We start from the raw sequence: 16,463 nt of genomic DNA, 5'->3' as shown, positions 1-16,463 counted from the left end.
GGTTCCCGAGAGGGCCAGATACCTGAAGGATAGGGACCGGATTTCGACGCTGGCAAGCAAGGAAAGGCACACTGACGCCAAAAAAAACCCCGCATCCTCACGGATACGGGGCTTGGGGTTTCCACCTTAGGCGAGCACCTTATGGCTTGTGGCCAGTGCCGCCTCAGGCTTCGACTGTCAAGCCAACGCTTCGCGTGGCTTGCCCAGCAGGCGGTCGCAGGCCACTGCGCCCACCAGGGTCACCACCGAAGGCACCAGCCAGGCCAGGCCCTGGTCGCTCAGCGGCAGGTGTGCCAGGAAGTCCGGCAACACGTGGGCAACGCTGCTGCCCTTTATGGCATCGACCATGCCGAACAGCAGCGACACCAGCATCACCGGTGCCAGGATGCGGGTTGGCGAGTTCCACAGGTCCTTCACGAAACTCAGGCCGACCACCACGATGCAGGGGGGATAGATCGCGGTGAGCACCGGGACCGAGAACATGATCAGCTTGGTCAGGCCAAGGTTGGAAATCAGCAGCGAGAAGCCCGCCAGAATCACTACCAAGGCACGGTACGACAGCGGCAGGATCTGGCTGAAGTACTCGGCGCAGGCACAGGTCAGGCCGACAGCGGTGACCAGACACGCCAGCGCGATCAGCACGGCGAGGAAGCCGCTGCCCAGCGAGCCGAAGGTGTGCTGCACATAGGCATGCAGCACCGCCGCGCCATTGGTGGCACCCGCCGCGATCTCGTGGCTGCCAGCGCCCAGGCGGAACAGGCTTACATACACCAGGGCCAGGCCGACACCGGCGATCAGGCCCGCGATGATGGCATAGCGGGTGATCAGCTTCGGCGACTCGACACCGCGCGAGCGAATGGCATTGACGATGACGATACCGAATACCAGCGCACCCAGGGTGTCCATGGTCAGGTAGCCATCGGAGAAGCCCTTGGAGAAGGCCGCGGCAGCATAGGCCGGCTGCGCTTCACCCATGGTGCCGGCGGGCAGTGCGAAGGCGGCGATGCCCAGCACCGCCAGGGCGATGATCTTCAACGGCGCCAGGAAGCGGCCCACGGTATCGAGCAACTTGCCCGGGTACATGGACACCGCCAGCACCACGAGGAAGTACACCAGGCTGTAAATGAACAGCGCCAACGGGCTTTCACCGGTCAGCGGTGCCACACCCACTTCGAACGACACGGTCGCGGTGCGCGGGGTGGCGAACAGCGGGCCGACCGACAGGTAGCACACAGCCGCCAGCAGGCCGCCGAAGAACTTGCCGATCGGGCTGCTCAAGGCATCCATGCCGCCGCCGACCTTGGCCAGGGCGACCACGGTGATGACCGGCAGGCCCACGGCGGTAACCAGGAAGCCCAGGGCGGCCATCCACACGTGCGGGCCAGACTGCAGGCCGACGATAGGCGGGAAGATGATATTGCCCGCGCCCACGAAAAGCGCAAACGTCATAAAGCCAAGCGCCAGGATGTCCTGGCCTTTCAAAACTTTCATTTAAGGTAGTACCACACTGCTGAAATCGGGATTCGAGAAGGGATTTCCCCATGGGTTGGGGGAAATGCTGCCCGGCTTGATAAGCCAGACCCGTTTAGCGTGTCGTTCCCTTTTGGGGGACGGGCACAGAGTGAGCGCGTAGGGTAACTGTTTTGTCACTTAAACGCACTGGCACAGTGCTGCTTGTCCGATGTGCGTATGTGTTTGTCGCCTGTGCGGCCGTGGACAGTGACGATTATCCTCGGTTTGAAACCTTGGTCTGTACGAAAAAACCTATGAAACCAATCGAAAATCCATATTACGGTGCCCCGCAAACGACAAAGGCCACCCGAAGGTGGCCTTTGTGCGCGTGGGGGGTGCAGCGGTATTACTTCTTGACTTCCCAGCCAGTCAGCTCGGCCAGGGCCTTGCCGATGTCAGCCAGGGAACGCACGGTCTTCACACCAGCGTCCTGCAGGGCAGCGAACTTCTCGTCTGCTGTACCCTTGCCGCCGGAGATGATGGCGCCAGCGTGGCCCATGCGCTTGCCCGCCGGAGCGGTAACACCAGCGATGTAGGAAACTACAGGCTTGGTGACGTTGGCCTTGATGTAGGCCGCAGCTTCTTCTTCAGCCGAACCGCCGATCTCACCGATCATGACGATCGCTTCGGTCTTCGGGTCTTCCTGGAACAGCTTCAGGATGTCGATGAAGTTGGAGCCAGGGATCGGGTCGCCACCGATACCTACGCAGGTCGACTGGCCGAAGCCGGCGTCGGTGGTCTGCTTGACCGCTTCGTAGGTCAGGGTACCGGAACGCGAAACGATACCGACCTTGCCTGGCAGGTGGATGTGGCCAGGCATGATGCCGATCTTGCACTCGCCCGGGGTGATGACGCCTGGGCAGTTAGGGCCGATCAGGGTCACGCCCAGCTCGTCGCACTTGACCTTGGCATCCAGCATGTCCAGGGTAGGGATGCCTTCGGTGATGCAGACGATCAGCTTGATGCCGCCGAAGGCCGCTTCCAGGATCGAGTCCTTGCAGAACGGAGCCGGAACGTAGATGACCGAAGCGTCAGCGCCGGTGGCCTCCACGGCTTCCTTCACGGTGTTGAACACCGGCAGGCCCAGGTGGGTGGTGCCGCCCTTGCCTGGGGTTACGCCGCCGACCATCTTGGTGCCGTAGGCGATGGCCTGTTCGGAGTGGAAAGTACCCTGCGAGCCGGTGAAGCCCTGGCAGATGACCTTGGTGTCTTTATTGATCAGGACGCTCATTACTTGCCCTCCGCAGCTTTGACAACTTGTTGAGCAGCGTCGGTCAGGCTGGTTGCCGCAATGATGTTCAAACCGCTTTCTGCCAGTACTTTAGCGCCCAGTTCGGCGTTGTTGCCTTCAAGGCGCACGACAACCGGAACCTTGACGCCGACTTCTTTCACTGCACCAATGATGCCTTCGGCAATCATGTCGCAACGAACGATGCCGCCGAAGATGTTGACCAGAACGGCCGCGACATTGCTGTCGGACAGAATGATCTTGAACGCTTCGGTAACGCGCTCCTTGGTAGCACCACCACCCACGTCGAGGAAGTTGGCTGGCTTGCCGCCGTGCAGGTTGACGATATCCATGGTGCCCATGGCCAGACCGGCACCGTTGACCATGCAGCCGATGTTGCCTTCGAGGGCAACGTAGTTCAGTTCGAACTTGGCAGCGTGGGCTTCACGGGCGTCGTCCTGCGACGGGTCGTGGAAGGTTTTCAGCTTCGGCTGACGGTACATGGCGTTGGCGTCGATGTTGATCTTGGCATCGAGGCAGTGCAGGTCGCCGTCGGCCTTGATCACCAGCGGGTTCACTTCCAGCAGCGCCAGGTCGTGGTCCTTGAACAGCTTGGCCAGGCCAACGAAGATCTTGGCGAACTGTTGAACCTGCTTGCCTTCCAGGCCCAGCTGGAACGCCAGTTCACGGCCCTGGAACGGCTGCGCGCCGACCAGCGGATCGATAGTGGCCTTGAGGATCTTTTCGGGGGTTTCGTGAGCTACTTTCTCGATGTCCACGCCACCTTCGGTGGAGGCCATGAACACGATACGGCGGCTCGAACGATCGACTACAGCGCCCAGGTACAGCTCTTTGGCGATGTCAGTGCAGGATTCGACCAGAATCTTGGAGACGGGTTGACCGTTGGCATCGGTCTGGTAGGTAACCAGATTCTTGCCCAACCACTGTGCAGCGAACGCCTTGGCGTCTTCTTTGCTGCGAACCAGCTTGACGCCGCCCGCCTTGCCGCGACCACCCGCGTGAACCTGGGCTTTTACCACCCACTCGTTCCCGCCGATCTTGTCGCAGGCTTCTGCAGCTTGCTCAGGGGTATCGACAGCGAAACCCTTGGAAACTGGCAGGCCGTATTCAGCGAACAGCTGCTTACCCTGATACTCGTGAAGATTCATGCTTTTTACCGTCTTCGTTAGGTACTGCGCTTCGGCGCTGCGCCATTACTGGCGCCGCACCACCTGTGACCGTTGACCCCGGGTTTTCCCGTGTGATCCGGTCCGGCGGACTTTCCGCGGTGAGTCATGCACGCAAGACTCACGACGGGCAGCCCGCCGTGGTTTCTTATAATTAACGCTTCTTACGGTTGGCCACGTGAATGGCGCCGCCATTCACAGCCAGCGCTGCTTCATGCAACGCTTCGGACAGGGTCGGATGGCTGAAGACCATCATGCCCAGATCCTCGGCACTGGTGCCGAATTCCATTGCGATTGCGCCTTGCTGCACCAGTTCGGCAGCCGATGGGCCAATCACGTGTACACCCAGTACGCGGTCGGTCTTGGCATCGGCGATGACCTTGACGAAACCACCGGTGTCGTTGGCAGCCATCGCACGGCCGCTGGCCGCGAACGGGAAGGTGCCCACGTTAACCTCAACGCCCTCGGCCTTCAAGGCCTGTTCGGTCTTGCCGACCCACGCGATTTCCGGGTGGGTATAGATGACCGACGGGATCAGGTCATAGTTCATCTGGGCCTTGTGACCCTTGATGCGCTCGACCACCATGATGCCCTCTTCCGAGGCCTTGTGAGCCAGCATCATGCCGCGTACCACGTCGCCGATGGCGTAGACGCCCGGTACGCTGGTGGCGCAATAGTCGTCGACGAAGATGTAGCCACGCTCGTCGATGGTCACGCCGCTGTCGGCAGCCAGCAGGTCGGTGGTCACCGGGCGACGGCCGACCGCGACGATCAGCTTGTCGAAGGTGATCTTCTGCTCGCCGTTGGCGTCGGTGTAGGTCACTTCAACTTCGTTGCCGTTGACTTTCGAACCGGTGACCCGTGCACCCAGCTTGATGTCCAGGCCTTGCTTGGTCAGGGTCTTCTGGGCCTCTTTCGACACGGCGGTGTCGGCAGCCATCAGGAAGGTGTCCAGGGCTTCCAGGACGGTGACTTCGGCGCCCAGGCGAGCCCATACCGAGCCCAGCTCGAGGCCGATCACGCCAGCACCGATAACGCCCAGGCGCTTCGGCACGGCCTGGAATTCCAGGGCGCCGGTGGAGTCGACGATGACGTTCTGGTCGACCGGAGCCGGCGGAATGTCGATCGGGCGCGAGCCGGAAGCCAGGATCACGTTCTCGGCTTCGATGACTTCGGTGGTGCCATCAGCCTTGGTGACTTCGACCTTCTTGCCCGCCAGCAGCTTGCCGTGGCCCTGGATCGAGGTGACGCCGTTGGCCTTGAACAGGGTGGCAACGCCACCGGTCAGGTTCTTGACGATGCCAGCCTTGCGGCCAACCATCGCGGCGACGTCCATCTTCACTTCGCCAGTGGAGATGCCGTGGACGTTGAAGCTCTCTTTGGCTTCCTTGTATTTCCAGGAGCTGTCCAGCAGCGCCTTGGAAGGAATGCAACCCACGTTCAGGCAGGTGCCGCCCAGGGCCAGCTTACCCTCGGCGTCGGTGTATTTTTCGATACAGGCAGTCTTCAGACCAAGCTGTGCGGCCTTGATGGCAGCCACATAGCCGCCAGGACCTGCACCAATCACCACTACGTCGAATTTCTGGGTCATAAAAGATTCCTTTTTTAGCTTCAAGCGACAAGCTGCAAGCCGCAAGACCGACAGGCTTCAAGCTGAAGCCTGGCGCTTGCCGCTTGCAGCTGCGCGATTAGATGTCCAGCAGCAGGCGAGACGGGTCTTCCAGCAGGTTCTTGATGGTGACCAAGAAGGTTACCGCTTCCTTGCCGTCGATCAGGCGGTGATCGTACGACAGCGCCAGGTACATCATCGGGCGAATCACGACCTGGCCATTGATGGCCATCGGGCGCTGGATGATGTTGTGCATGCCGAGGATGGCGGCCTGCGGCGGGTTGACGATCGGGGTCGACATCATCGAGCCGAAGGTACCACCGTTGGTGATGGTGAAGGTGCCGCCGGTCATTTCTTCGATGGCCAGCTTGCCGTCACGGGCCTTCTTGCCGAAGGTGGCGATGCCGTTCTCGATTTCCGCCAGGCTCATCGACTCGGCGTTACGCAGTACCGGTACCACCAGGCCACGGTCGCTGGACACGGCAACACCGACATCGGCGTAGCCATGGTAGACGATGTCATTGCCATCGATCGAGGCGTTCACAGCCGGGAAGCGCTTCAGGGCTTCGGTAGCGGCCTTGACGAAGAACGACATGAAGCCCAGGCGTACGCCGTTGTGGGTCTTCTCGAACAGGTCCTTGTACTTCGAACGCAGGGCCATGACTTCGGTCATGTCGACTTCGTTGAAGGTGGTCAGCATGGCCATGCTCGACTGGGCTTCGACCAGACGCTCGGCGATCTTGGCACGCAGGCGGGTCATCGGCACGCGCTTCTCGGTGCGGTCGCCAGCGGCCACCACAACCGGGGCAGCAGCGGCAGCCGGCTTGGCCGCCGGGGCCGGGGCCGACTTCTTGTTGGCGACGGCAGCGACGACGTCTTCCTTGGTGATGCGACCACCTTTGCCAGTGCCGGCAACGCTGGCCAGGTCGATGCCGTTTTCTTCAGCCAGCTTGCGCGCGGCCGGGGCGGCAACCGGGTCTTCTTCGCCAGCGTCGGCAGCAGCGGCAGCCGGAGCAGCAGCGGCCGGGGCGGCGGCTGGAGCAGCGGCGGCAGCACCGCCTTCAACGATCGAACCCAGCACTTCGTCGGACAGGACGGTGTCGCCCTCGCCCTTGACGATGGCGCCCAGTACGCCGTCGGCGGTAGCCAGTACTTCCAGGACGACCTTGTCGGTCTCGATGTCGACGATCAGCTCGTCACGCTTGACGGCGTCGCCCGGCTGCTTGTGCCAGGTGGCAACGGTGCCATCGGCAACCGATTCCGGGAAGGTTGGGGCTTTGATCTCGATAGCCATTATCAGTGTTTCCTTAAATTCGGTTTCAGGTGCGCGAAGGCGTTAGACAGTGAAGGCGTCTTGCAGCAGTTTTTCCTGCTGTTCGGCGTGCTTCGAAGCGTAACCACAGGCTGGCGCGGCGGAAGCGTCGCGGCCGGCGTATTCCAGGACCAGTGCCTTGTTGTGGCGGCCCAGGATACGGCGCATGTGGTGCTGGCTGCTGTACCAGGCGCCCTGGTTCATCGGCTCTTCCTGACACCAGACCGCATGCTTGAGGTTGGTGTAAGGCGCCAGGATTTCGACCAGGTCGTCTTCCGGGAACGGATACAGCTGCTCGATACGCACGATGGCGATGTCTTCGCGGCCTTCGGCACGGCGCTTTTCCAGCAGGTCGTAGTAAACCTTGCCACCGCACAGGATCAGGCGTTCGACCTTGGCCGGATCGAGGCTGTCGATTTCCGGGATCACGGTCTGGAACGAACCTTCTGCCAGGTCCTCGAGGGTCGACACGGCCAGCTTGTGGCGCAGCAGCGACTTCGGCGTCAGGACGATCAGCGGCTTGCGCAGCGGACGGATGACCTGGCGACGCAGCAGGTGGTAGATCTGGGCCGGGGTGGTCGGTACGCAGACCTGGATGTTGTGCTCGGCGCACAGCTGCAGGTAACGCTCCAGGCGCGCGGAGGAGTGCTCCGGGCCCTGCCCTTCATAACCATGTGGCAGCAGCATGGTCAGACCGCACAGGCGGCCCCACTTGTGCTCGCCGCTGGTGATGAACTGGTCGATCACCACTTGCGCACCGTTGGCGAAGTCGCCGAACTGGGCTTCCCAGATCACCAGCGCGTTCGGCGTGGTGGTGGAGTAGCCGTATTCGAAGGCCAGTACCGCCTCTTCCGACAGGAACGAGTCGTACAGTTCGAACTTCGGCTGGCCCGGGAACAGGTTCTTCAGCGGTACGTAGGTGCTGGCGTCCTTCTGGTTGTGCAGCACCGCGTGACGGTGCGAGAAGGTGCCACGGCCGATGTCCTGGCCGGTCATGCGGATCGGGTGGCCTTCGAACTGCAGGGTGGCGTAAGCCATGGTCTCTGCATAACCCCAGTTGATCGGCAAGCCACCGGCCTGCATCTTCTGGCGGTCTTCGTAGATCTTGGCGACCTGGCGCTGAACCACGAAACCTTCCGGAATTTCCAGCAGCTTGGCCGACAGTTCCTGCAGGGTCTTGAGGTCGAAACGGGTGTCGTGACGCGCGGTCCAGGCATGGCCCAGGTATGGACGCCAGTCGACGAACAGCTCGCGGTTCGGCTCCTTGACCAGGCTCTTGACCACGTGCAGGCCGTTGTCCAGCGCGTTGCGGTACTCGTCGATCTTGGCCTGGGCGCGCTCGGCATCGATGCGGCCGGCCTGGATCAGTGCATCGGCGTACAGCTCACGGGTGGTGCGCTGCTTGCTGATCTGCTGGTACATCAGCGGCTGGGTGCCGTTCGGCTCGTCGGCCTCGTTGTGGCCGCGACGGCGGTAGCAGACCAGGTCGATGACCACGTCACGCTTGAACTGCATGCGGTAGTCGATGGCCAGCTGGGTCACGAACAGCACGGCTTCCGGGTCGTCGCCGTTCACGTGCAGGATCGGCGCCTGGATCATCTTGGCCACGTCGGTGGCGTACTCGGTGGAGCGCGCATCCAGCGGGTTGCTGATGGTGAAACCGACCTGGTTGTTGATCACGATGTGCACGGTGCCGCCGGTCTTGAAACCGCGGGTCTGCGACATCTGGAAGGTTTCCATGACCACGCCCTGGCCGGCGAATGCGGCATCGCCGTGAATCGAGATCGGCAGCACCTTGTCGCCAACGGTGTCGTTGCGGCGATCCTGACGGGCGCGCACCGACCCCTCGACCACGGGCGAGACGATTTCCAGGTGGGACGGGTTGAACGCCATGGCCAGGTGCACTTCGCCACCCGGGGTCATCACGTTCGAGGAGAAGCCCTGGTGATACTTCACGTCACCGGAGCCCAGCTCGTTCATCTTCTTGCCTTCGAACTCGTCGAACAGCTCGCGCGGGTTCTTGCCGAAGGTGTTCACCAGGACGTTCAGGCGGCCACGGTGGGCCATGCCGATCACGACTTCCTTGGTGCCGTAGGAGCCGGAACGCTGGATCATCTCGTCCAGCATCGGGATCAGGCTTTCGCCGCCCTCGAGGCCGAAACGCTTGGTCCCCGGGTACTTGGTGCCCAGGTATTTCTCGAGGCCCTCACCGGCGGTCACGCGCTCGAGCAGGTGGGCCTGCACGTCGGCGGAAAACTCCGGACGGCCGCGTACGCTTTCCAGGCGCTGCTGGAACCAGCTGCGCTGCTCGGAGTCGACGATGTGGGTGAACTCGGCGCCAATGGTGCGACAATATGTCTTCTGGAGCGCCTCGACGATCTCGCGTAGGCTCGCCTCCTCTTTGCCGATGAACAGGTCGCCGGCACGGAAGGTCGTATCAAGATCGGCATTGGTCAAGCCGTAGTGATTGATCGACAGGTCTACAGGCGCTGGACGCTGCCACAACCCCAACGGGTCGAGCTTGGCAGCCTGATGGCCGCGCATGCGATAGGCCTGGATCAGTCGCAGAACTTCAACCTGCTTCTTCTCGTGTTCACTGCTCACGCTCCCGGCAGATACCGGTTGGGCGCGGCGCTGGTTCTTCGCCAGCAGTACGAAATGGTCGCGGATTGTCGAGTGCGATACATCGGTAGCGGTGCTGCCGTCGGCGGGCAACTTCTGGAAGTAGGTGCGCCACTCTTCTGGCACAGCGTTAGGGTCGTGCAGGTAGAGCTCATAGAGCTCTTCCACATATGCAGCGTTACCACCTGAAAGGTGGGCGCTTTCCCACATGCGCTGCATCACGCTTTCTTGCATGCTTGGTCACCCTCGGTTAGGGGACTGATCGGCGAGAGCCACAGCAAACCTGGAAAAGTCCGAACACAGCGACTGAACCACGCCACTTGGATCCTGCTGATTTTCCGGGTACCAGCCCGGAAAGCCCCTGCTGGTCTCATATCTTCATAGGTAATGAACGCAGGCTTTGTGGGCCCTTGTTCGGGTTTTACCTCGGTGCGGGCTCACCACCCGCACCTCGGCTTACTGCAGGTACAACGCTTTGTATCAGGTGCCGCTTTGCAGCAGCATGTTACGTACGTGCCCGATTGCCTTGGTCGGGTTCAGACCTTTAGGGCAAACGTTGACGCAGTTCATGATCCCGCGGCAGCGGAATACGCTGAACGGGTCATCCAGGGACGCCAGGCGCTCCTGGGTCTTGGTATCGCGGCTGTCGGCCAGGAAGCGATAGGCCTGCAGCAGTGCAGCGGGGCCCAGGAACTTGTCCGGGTTCCACCAGAACGACGGGCAGGAAGTCGAGCAGCAAGCGCACAGGATGCACTCGTACAGGCCGTCCAGCTTGTCGCGGTCTTCCGGCGACTGCAGACGCTCGATAGCTGGCGCCGGAGTGTCGTTCTGCAGGAACGGCTTCACCTTCTCGTACTGCTTGTAGAAGATGCTCATGTCGACGACCAGGTCACGAATGACCGGCAGGCCTGGCAGCGGACGCAGGATCAGCTTGTTACCCTTCACCACCGCCGACAGCGGGGTGATGCAGGCCAGGCCGTTCTTGCCGTTGATGTTCATGCCATCGGAACCGCAAACGCCTTCACGGCACGAGCGACGGTAGGAGAACCCTTCGTCCTGCTCTTTGATCAATGCCAGCACATCCAGCACCATCAGGTCCTTGCCGCCGGTATCGACCTGGAAGGTCTGCATTTTCGGCGCGGAATCGGTGTCCGGGTTGTAACGATAAACTTCGACTTGCAACATAGCGGCCACCCTTAGTAAGTCCGGACTTTTGGTTCGAAGGCTGGAACAGTCTTCGGCGCAAAGTTGACGCCACGCTTGGCGACGCGCTTCTCACCCGGGTAGTACAGGGTGTGGCACAGCCAGTTTTCGTCGTCACGGTCTTCGTAGTCTTCACGGGCGTGAGCGCCGCGGGACTCTTTACGGGCTTCGGCCGCGATGGCGGTAGCTTCGGCGACTTCCAGCAGGTTCTGCAGCTCCAGGGCCTCGATACGCGCGGTGTTGAAGGCCTTGGACTTGTCGTTGATCTTGACGTTGGCGATACGGTCACGCAGACCGGCCAGCTGCTCGATACCCTTCTGCATGTATTCGCCGGTACGGAACACACCGAAGTAGTTCTGCATGCAGCTCTGCAGCTCGCGCTTCAGGCTGGCAACGTCTTCACCGGTGGTGCGCTCGTTCAGCTTGTTCAGGCGGTTCAAAGCAACATCGACGTCGGTGTCGCTGGCGTCGCGGTATTCCACGCCTTCGGTCAGCGCCTTCTCCAGGTGCAGGCCGGCAGCACGGCCGAACACCACCAGGTCGAGCAGCGAGTTGCCGCCCAGGCGGTTGGCACCGTGCACCGATACGCACGCCACTTCACCTACGGCAAACAGGCCAGGAATGATCTGGTCGTTGCCTTCGGCGTCCATGGTGATGGCCTGGCCGTGGATGTTGGTGGCGACGCCGCCCATCATGTAGTGGCAGGTCGGGATGACCGGTACCGGCGCGACCACCGGGTCGACGTGGGCGAAGGTCTTGGACAGTTCGCAGATACCTGGCAGGCGGCTGTGCAGCACTTCCTCGCCCAGGTGGTCCAGCTTCAGCAGTACGTGGTCCTTGTTCGGGCCCACGCCGTTGCCGGCGATGATTTCCTTGACCATGGAACGGGCGACCACGTCGCGGCCGGCCAGGTCTTTGGCGTTCGGCGCGTAACGCTCCATGAAGCGCTCGCCGTGGGCGTTGATCAGGTAGCCACCTTCACCGCGGCAACCTTCGGTGACCAGTACACCGGCGCCGGCGATGCCGGTCGGGTGGAACTGCCACATTTCGATGTCCTGCACCGGCACGCCGGCACGCAGGGCCATGCCCACGCCGTCACCGGTGTTGATCAGGGCGTTGGTGGTGGAGGCATAGATACGGCCGGCACCGCCAGTGGCCAGTACGGTGGCCTTGGACTTGATGTACAGGGTTTCGCCGGTTTCGATGCAGATCGCGATCACACCCACGAATGCGCCGTCCTGGTTTTTCACCAGGTCTACGGCGTAGTACTCGTTGAGGAAGGTGGTGCCGGCTTTCAGGTTGCCCTGGTACAGGGTGTGCAGCAGCGCGTGACCGGTACGGTCGGACGCGGCGCAGGTGCGGGCAGCCTGGCCGCCTTTACCGAAGTCCTTGGACTGGCCACCGAATGGACGCTGGTAGATACGGCCGGTTTCGGTACGCGAGAACGGCAGGCCCATGTGGTCCAGTTCGAAGACCGCAGCCGGGCCTTCCTGACACATGTATTCGATAGCGTCCTGGTCACCGATGTAGTCGGAGCCCTTGACGGTATCGTACATGTGCCAGCGCCAGTCGTCGTTCGGGTCGGCCGAAGCGATGGCGCAGGTGATGCCGCCCTGGGCGGATACAGTGTGCGAACGGGTCGGGAAGACCTTGGTGACCACGGCGGTCTTGTGGCCGCCTTGGGCCAGCTGCAGCGCAGCGCGCATGCCGGCACCGCCGCCACCGATGATGATGGCGTCGAAAGAAATGGTTGGAATGCTAGCCATGGATCAGATACCCCAGAGAATCTGCACACCCCAGACGAAGTAAGCGAACATCGCAACGCCGCATACCGCCTGGAACAGGAAACGAATCGCAGTTGCCGACTTGCCGAACGACATTGGCGTCAGGTAGTCGGTGGCGATGGTCCACATGCCGACCCAGGCGTGAGCGCCCAGGGCAACGAGGGCCAGCAGACTGAAGATCCGCATCGCGTTGTTGGAGAACAGACCATGCCACTGGGTGTAGTCGATGCCTGGGTGGGCGACCACGTAGCCGATCAGGAACAGGAAGTAAGCCGCGAGAACGACCGCAGAAACGCGCTGCGCCATCCAGTCATAGAGACCCGAACGCGACAGGTTCGTGACATTGGTTACCATACCCAAACTCCCACCAGAACGATCAGCACCACGGAGATGACGATCACGATTTTCGAGCCCAGCTTGCCGCCTTCCAGCGTCTCACCGATACCCATGTCCATGATCAGGTGACGTACACCTGCCACGAGGTGATAAAGCAGGGCGGACAGCAGGCCCCAGGTCACGAACTTGGCCAGCGGACTGGTCAGACACGCCTTCACCTCACCGAAGCCTTCCTCGGAACCCAGCGATTTGCCCAGTGCATAAAGCATGATGGCAAGGCCGAGGAACAGGATGACGCCGGAGATACGGTGCAGGATGGACGTGTACGCAGTGACGGGGAGCTTGATGGTCCTTAGGTCTAGGTTTACAGGTCGTTGGCTTTTCACGGCTTTTTTCACACTGAAGAGCCCCTAGCGAATCAGGGCAAAGTTGTTGGTAAGTGTACTGGTCAGGTACCCACCACCCAGGGAACGGCGACCCCCAGCAGTTCGGGCTTGCAAGCCCCTGGCGGTCGGGTTGCGAGTATAGACAGTTAGGCTGCTTATGACAACGTGACGGGGTAGCCCAAATAGCGCATTGCCTTTAATGGGGAAAAGGCGTAAATGGGCGAGAATTTCGCGAAAAACCAGGCCTCAATGCCTGTTTCAACAAGCCTTTAGGCAAATTGACTTCTGAATTTATCCCTCTATAGTGGTGCGGGCCCTGCGTGGGGGGTCTGTCTGATGATTTCAAGCATTAATAGGAGGCCACATGGCTGACAAAAAAGCGCAGTTGGTCATCGAGGGCGCTGCCCCCGTCGAGCTGCCCATTTTAACCGGCACCGTTGGTCCTGATGTAATCGACGTCCGCGGGTTGGGGGCCACTGGTCACTTCACCTTCGACCCTGGGTTCATGGCGACCGCCTCGTGCGAGTCGAAGATCACCTACATTGACGGCGACCAGGGTATTCTGCTGCACCGCGGCTACCCGATCGAGCAGCTCGCCGAAAAGTCCGACTACCTCGAAACCTGCTACCTGCTGCTCAACGGCGAACTGCCGAATGCCGAGCAGAAGGCCCAGTTCGTCAGCACCGTGAAGAACCACACCATGGTTCACGAGCAGCTGAAGTCCTTCTTCAACGGCTTCCGCCGCGACGCCCACCCGATGGCGGTGATGTGCGGCGTGGTCGGCGCCCTGTCGGCGTTCTATCACGACTCCCTGGACATCAATAACCCGCAACACCGCGAGATTTCCGCGGTGCGCCTGGTCGCCAAGATGCCGACCCTGGCCGCGATGGTGTACAAGTACTCCATGGGCCAGCCGATGATGTACCCGCGCAACGACCTGTCGTACGCGGAAAACTTCCTGCACATGATGTTCAACACCCCGTGCGAGATCAAGCCGATCAGCCCGGTGCTGGCCAAGGCGATGGACCGGATCTTCATCCTCCATGCCGACCATGAGCAGAACGCCTCCACCTCCACCGTGCGCCTGGCCGGTTCGTCGGGCGCCAACCCGTTCGCCTGTATCGCCGCCGGTATCGCTGCACTGTGGGGCCCGGCCCACGGCGGTGCCAACGAAGCGGTGCTGACCATGCTCGATGAAATCGGCGATGTCTCGAACATCGACAAGTTCATCGCCAAGGCCAAGGACAAGAACGACCCGTTCAAGCTCATGGGCTTCGGCCACCGCGTGTACAAGAACCGCGACCCGCGCGCCACCGTGATGAAGCAGACCTGCGACGAAGTGCTGCGCGAACTGGGCATCAAGAACGACCCGCAGCTGGAACTGGCCATGCGCCTGGAAGAGATCGCCCTGACCGATCCGTACTTCATCGAGCGCTCGCTGTACCCGAACGTCGACTTCTATTCGGGGATCATCCTCAAGGCGATCGGCATTCCGACCAGCATGTTCACCGTGATCTTCGCCCTGGCACGTACCGTGGGCTGGATCTCGCACTGGAAAGAAATGCTCTCCAGCCCGTACAAGATCGGCCGCCCGCGCCAGCTGTACACCGGCGAGCAGAAGCGCGACATCGTTGCACTGCAGGACCGCAAGTAAGCCTCGATAGCCGAACGCAAGAAGGCTGCCCTCGGGCAGCCTTTTTTATTGCCGTTCTTGCCCTGGCCTCTTCGCCGGCGAGCCCGTGAAGAGGCCAGGCACAAGCTGTCAGTTTTTCTCAGCCCGCTCGCGCAACCCTTTCAGGGTATTGAACGGGGCATCCACCACGAACTTGTTGGCCACCATCGCCGGCACGCTGCCACCCGGTTCGGTGTGCACCTGGTAAGTGACTTCGGTGCTGTCGCCCTTGGGCACCAGCTTCCAGAACCCTTCGACCTTGGCCACCCGCACGAAGCCCTTCTCTTGCGGAACGTAGGTCGGCTCTTCGACCAGCTTGCGGGTCAGGCTGCCGTCAGCCTCCCTGACCGTGGTCACGCGCAGTACCGAATCGCGCGGGGTCACCGGCCATGGCGTATTGAACTGGGTATAGGTCCAGACCTGGTCACCTTCCTGCTTGAGCACTTTCTGCGTCTTGCATTCGTGAATCCAAGCGCAGGCCCCGACCACATCCTCCTGCAGCGCCTGCACCTTGGCCAACGGCGCCTTGATCAGGGTCACCCCGCGGTAAGCCTTGTACTTGGAGCCGGCCACTTCGCTGAGCGATACCTTGATCCCCTCCTCATCCTTGGCCACCTGCCAGTTCTCGGCCCAGGCCACAGGGGCCAGCAGAACACCCATGCCACACAGCAGTGCAATACGCTTGAACGGTCTCATCATGTTTATCCTTGTTGTCGAAGATCCAGCCTTATGCCGCCGTCATCTGCTCCCACCAGCCAAGAATCCTGATCGCCTCGTCACGGTCGTTGCCGCATACCTCGATATCCGCCTGGAAACCGCCGCACACCGCGGGCCGCTCGGGCTTGCCGAACAGGTCGCAGAGGTTGTCGGCGGTCAGGTGCAGGCAGCGCTCGCCAGCCGGTTTGCCATTGGGCATGCGCGGCATCGCAGAGCTGATGGACGGGGCAATGCAGCAGGCACCGCAACCCTCACGGCACTTCATGGCAACTCACCAAGATCAGGACTCCCTGGAACAAAACGGGACGAACGTCCCTGGATATTAACCGCTCAAACAGTCGTTTGAAATTGCTGGCACGATGAAATGTGCCATGACCCGGCAGTCAGTTACTGGCTACTGGCGGAACTCGAAATCGATCGCCGCCCCTTCCACGTCACGACGGCTGTCATTGCGCAGCTGTAGCTGCATTTCGTTGTTGATCAACCGGCCATTGAGCTGGAACGGGCTGTCGGCCTCTGGCTTTTCCGTAAACAGCGGTGGCAGCAAGGGCTTGCGGCGCTGGATCGGCGAAGGGTCACCAACCTCCGGTTCCAGCCTGTCGACCATATCGGCGGGCAGGCTGAGATCGAGCCTGGCCTTGGGCAGCGGCTTGGCCACGGCCTTGCTCACCGGCTTGCGGGCGGGCTTCGCCTTGCTGTTGGTGGCCTTGCTTTTGGCGGCCTTGCTTGCCGCCGCCTTCTGCGCGGGCTTCGCCAGCGCCTTCTGGGCCGGCTGCACCTGGGCCGCCTGCACCTGGCCGGCCGCCTGCGCGGCCTGGCCTGCACCAAGGCAGCAGAGCGGAGCAAGGCACAGGATCAGGGCAAAACGACGCAGAGCTTTCATGGCAAAAAGACA

The 16,463-nt window shown here is 61.5% G+C and carries 14 protein-coding genes; 1 reads left to right on the top strand and 13 read right to left on the bottom strand.

Features of this window, described 5'->3' with window-relative positions; translation table 11 throughout:
* Positions 1–177: 177 nt before the first annotated feature.
* From brnQ to sdhC, 10 genes are all read right to left on the bottom strand, one after another.
* Positions 178–1,491, bottom strand: a complete 1,314-nt coding sequence (gene brnQ, locus B4L76_RS10455) for a branched-chain amino acid transport system II carrier protein (protein ID WP_296232269.1) — start codon at positions 1,489–1,491, stop codon at positions 178–180.
* A gap of 367 nt (positions 1,492–1,858) precedes the next feature.
* On the bottom strand, positions 1,859–2,743 hold the full coding sequence (sucD, locus tag B4L76_RS10450) for a succinate--CoA ligase subunit alpha (RefSeq protein WP_004376004.1): 885 nt from the start codon (positions 2,741–2,743) through the stop codon (positions 1,859–1,861).
* Positions 2,743–3,909 carry an ADP-forming succinate--CoA ligase subunit beta gene (sucC, locus tag B4L76_RS10445; protein ID WP_003254205.1) on the bottom strand — a complete coding sequence of 389 codons (1,167 nt, stop codon included), beginning with the start codon at positions 3,907–3,909 and terminating at the stop codon, positions 2,743–2,745. Before sucC ends, sucD begins: the two co-directional genes overlap by 1 nt.
* Positions 3,910–4,081: 172 nt before the next feature.
* Complete coding sequence (lpdA, locus tag B4L76_RS10440; protein WP_013973439.1) at positions 4,082–5,518, bottom strand: dihydrolipoyl dehydrogenase; 1,437 nt, start codon at positions 5,516–5,518, stop codon at positions 4,082–4,084.
* Positions 5,519–5,615: 97 nt separating this feature from the next.
* On the bottom strand, positions 5,616–6,830 hold the full coding sequence (odhB, locus tag B4L76_RS10435) for a 2-oxoglutarate dehydrogenase complex dihydrolipoyllysine-residue succinyltransferase (protein ID WP_170030852.1): 1,215 nt from the start codon (positions 6,828–6,830) through the stop codon (positions 5,616–5,618).
* A gap of 42 nt (positions 6,831–6,872) precedes the next feature.
* Positions 6,873–9,704, bottom strand: a complete 2,832-nt coding sequence (locus tag B4L76_RS10430) for a 2-oxoglutarate dehydrogenase E1 component (RefSeq protein WP_225778551.1) — start codon at positions 9,702–9,704, stop codon at positions 6,873–6,875.
* A 246-nt stretch (positions 9,705–9,950) separates the two neighbouring features.
* Positions 9,951–10,655 carry a succinate dehydrogenase iron-sulfur subunit gene (locus tag B4L76_RS10425; RefSeq protein WP_011534752.1) on the bottom strand — a complete coding sequence of 235 codons (705 nt, stop codon included), beginning with the start codon at positions 10,653–10,655 and terminating at the stop codon, positions 9,951–9,953.
* A gap of 11 nt (positions 10,656–10,666) precedes the next feature.
* Positions 10,667–12,439, bottom strand: coding sequence for a succinate dehydrogenase flavoprotein subunit (gene sdhA, locus B4L76_RS10420; protein ID WP_186674795.1), 1,773 nt, complete (start codon positions 12,437–12,439; stop codon positions 10,667–10,669).
* 3 nt (positions 12,440–12,442) lie between these two features.
* Positions 12,443–12,811 carry a succinate dehydrogenase, hydrophobic membrane anchor protein gene (sdhD, locus tag B4L76_RS10415; RefSeq protein ID WP_003254214.1) on the bottom strand — a complete coding sequence of 123 codons (369 nt, stop codon included), beginning with the start codon at positions 12,809–12,811 and terminating at the stop codon, positions 12,443–12,445.
* Positions 12,805–13,191, bottom strand: a complete 387-nt coding sequence (sdhC, locus tag B4L76_RS10410) for a succinate dehydrogenase, cytochrome b556 subunit (protein WP_012315350.1) — start codon at positions 13,189–13,191, stop codon at positions 12,805–12,807. Before sdhC ends, sdhD begins: the two co-directional genes overlap by 7 nt.
* Positions 13,192–13,543: 352 nt before the next feature.
* On the opposite strand from sdhC, the gene gltA reads away from it, so the two are divergent.
* Entirely contained in the window at positions 13,544–14,833 is a 1,290-nt protein-coding gene (gene gltA, locus B4L76_RS10405) for a citrate synthase (RefSeq protein WP_085625400.1), read from the top strand.
* Between the two features lie 108 nt (positions 14,834–14,941).
* On the opposite strand, the gene B4L76_RS10400 is transcribed toward gltA, so the two are convergent.
* The 3 genes from B4L76_RS10400 to B4L76_RS10390 all read right to left on the bottom strand — a co-directional run bounded on the left by B4L76_RS10400 (position 14,942) and on the right by B4L76_RS10390 (position 16,451).
* On the bottom strand, positions 14,942–15,550 hold the full coding sequence (locus B4L76_RS10400) for an START domain-containing protein (protein ID WP_296232257.1): 609 nt from the start codon (positions 15,548–15,550) through the stop codon (positions 14,942–14,944).
* A 28-nt stretch (positions 15,551–15,578) separates the two neighbouring features.
* The gene (locus B4L76_RS10395; protein WP_296232256.1) at positions 15,579–15,833 is read right to left on the bottom strand and encodes a YkgJ family cysteine cluster protein; all 255 of its coding nucleotides are present in this window, start codon (positions 15,831–15,833) and stop codon (positions 15,579–15,581) included.
* Positions 15,834–15,962: 129 nt separating this feature from the next.
* The gene (locus B4L76_RS10390) at positions 15,963–16,451 is read right to left on the bottom strand and encodes a hypothetical protein (protein WP_296232255.1); all 489 of its coding nucleotides are present in this window, start codon (positions 16,449–16,451) and stop codon (positions 15,963–15,965) included.
* Positions 16,452–16,463: the final 12 nt, after the last annotated feature.

Origin of the sequence: Pseudomonas sp. UBA4617 (assembly GCF_002386445.1) — a bacterium.
GTDB lineage: Bacteria > Pseudomonadota > Gammaproteobacteria > Pseudomonadales > Pseudomonadaceae > Aquipseudomonas.
This window is presented reverse-complemented; position numbering and strand designations above follow the sequence as displayed.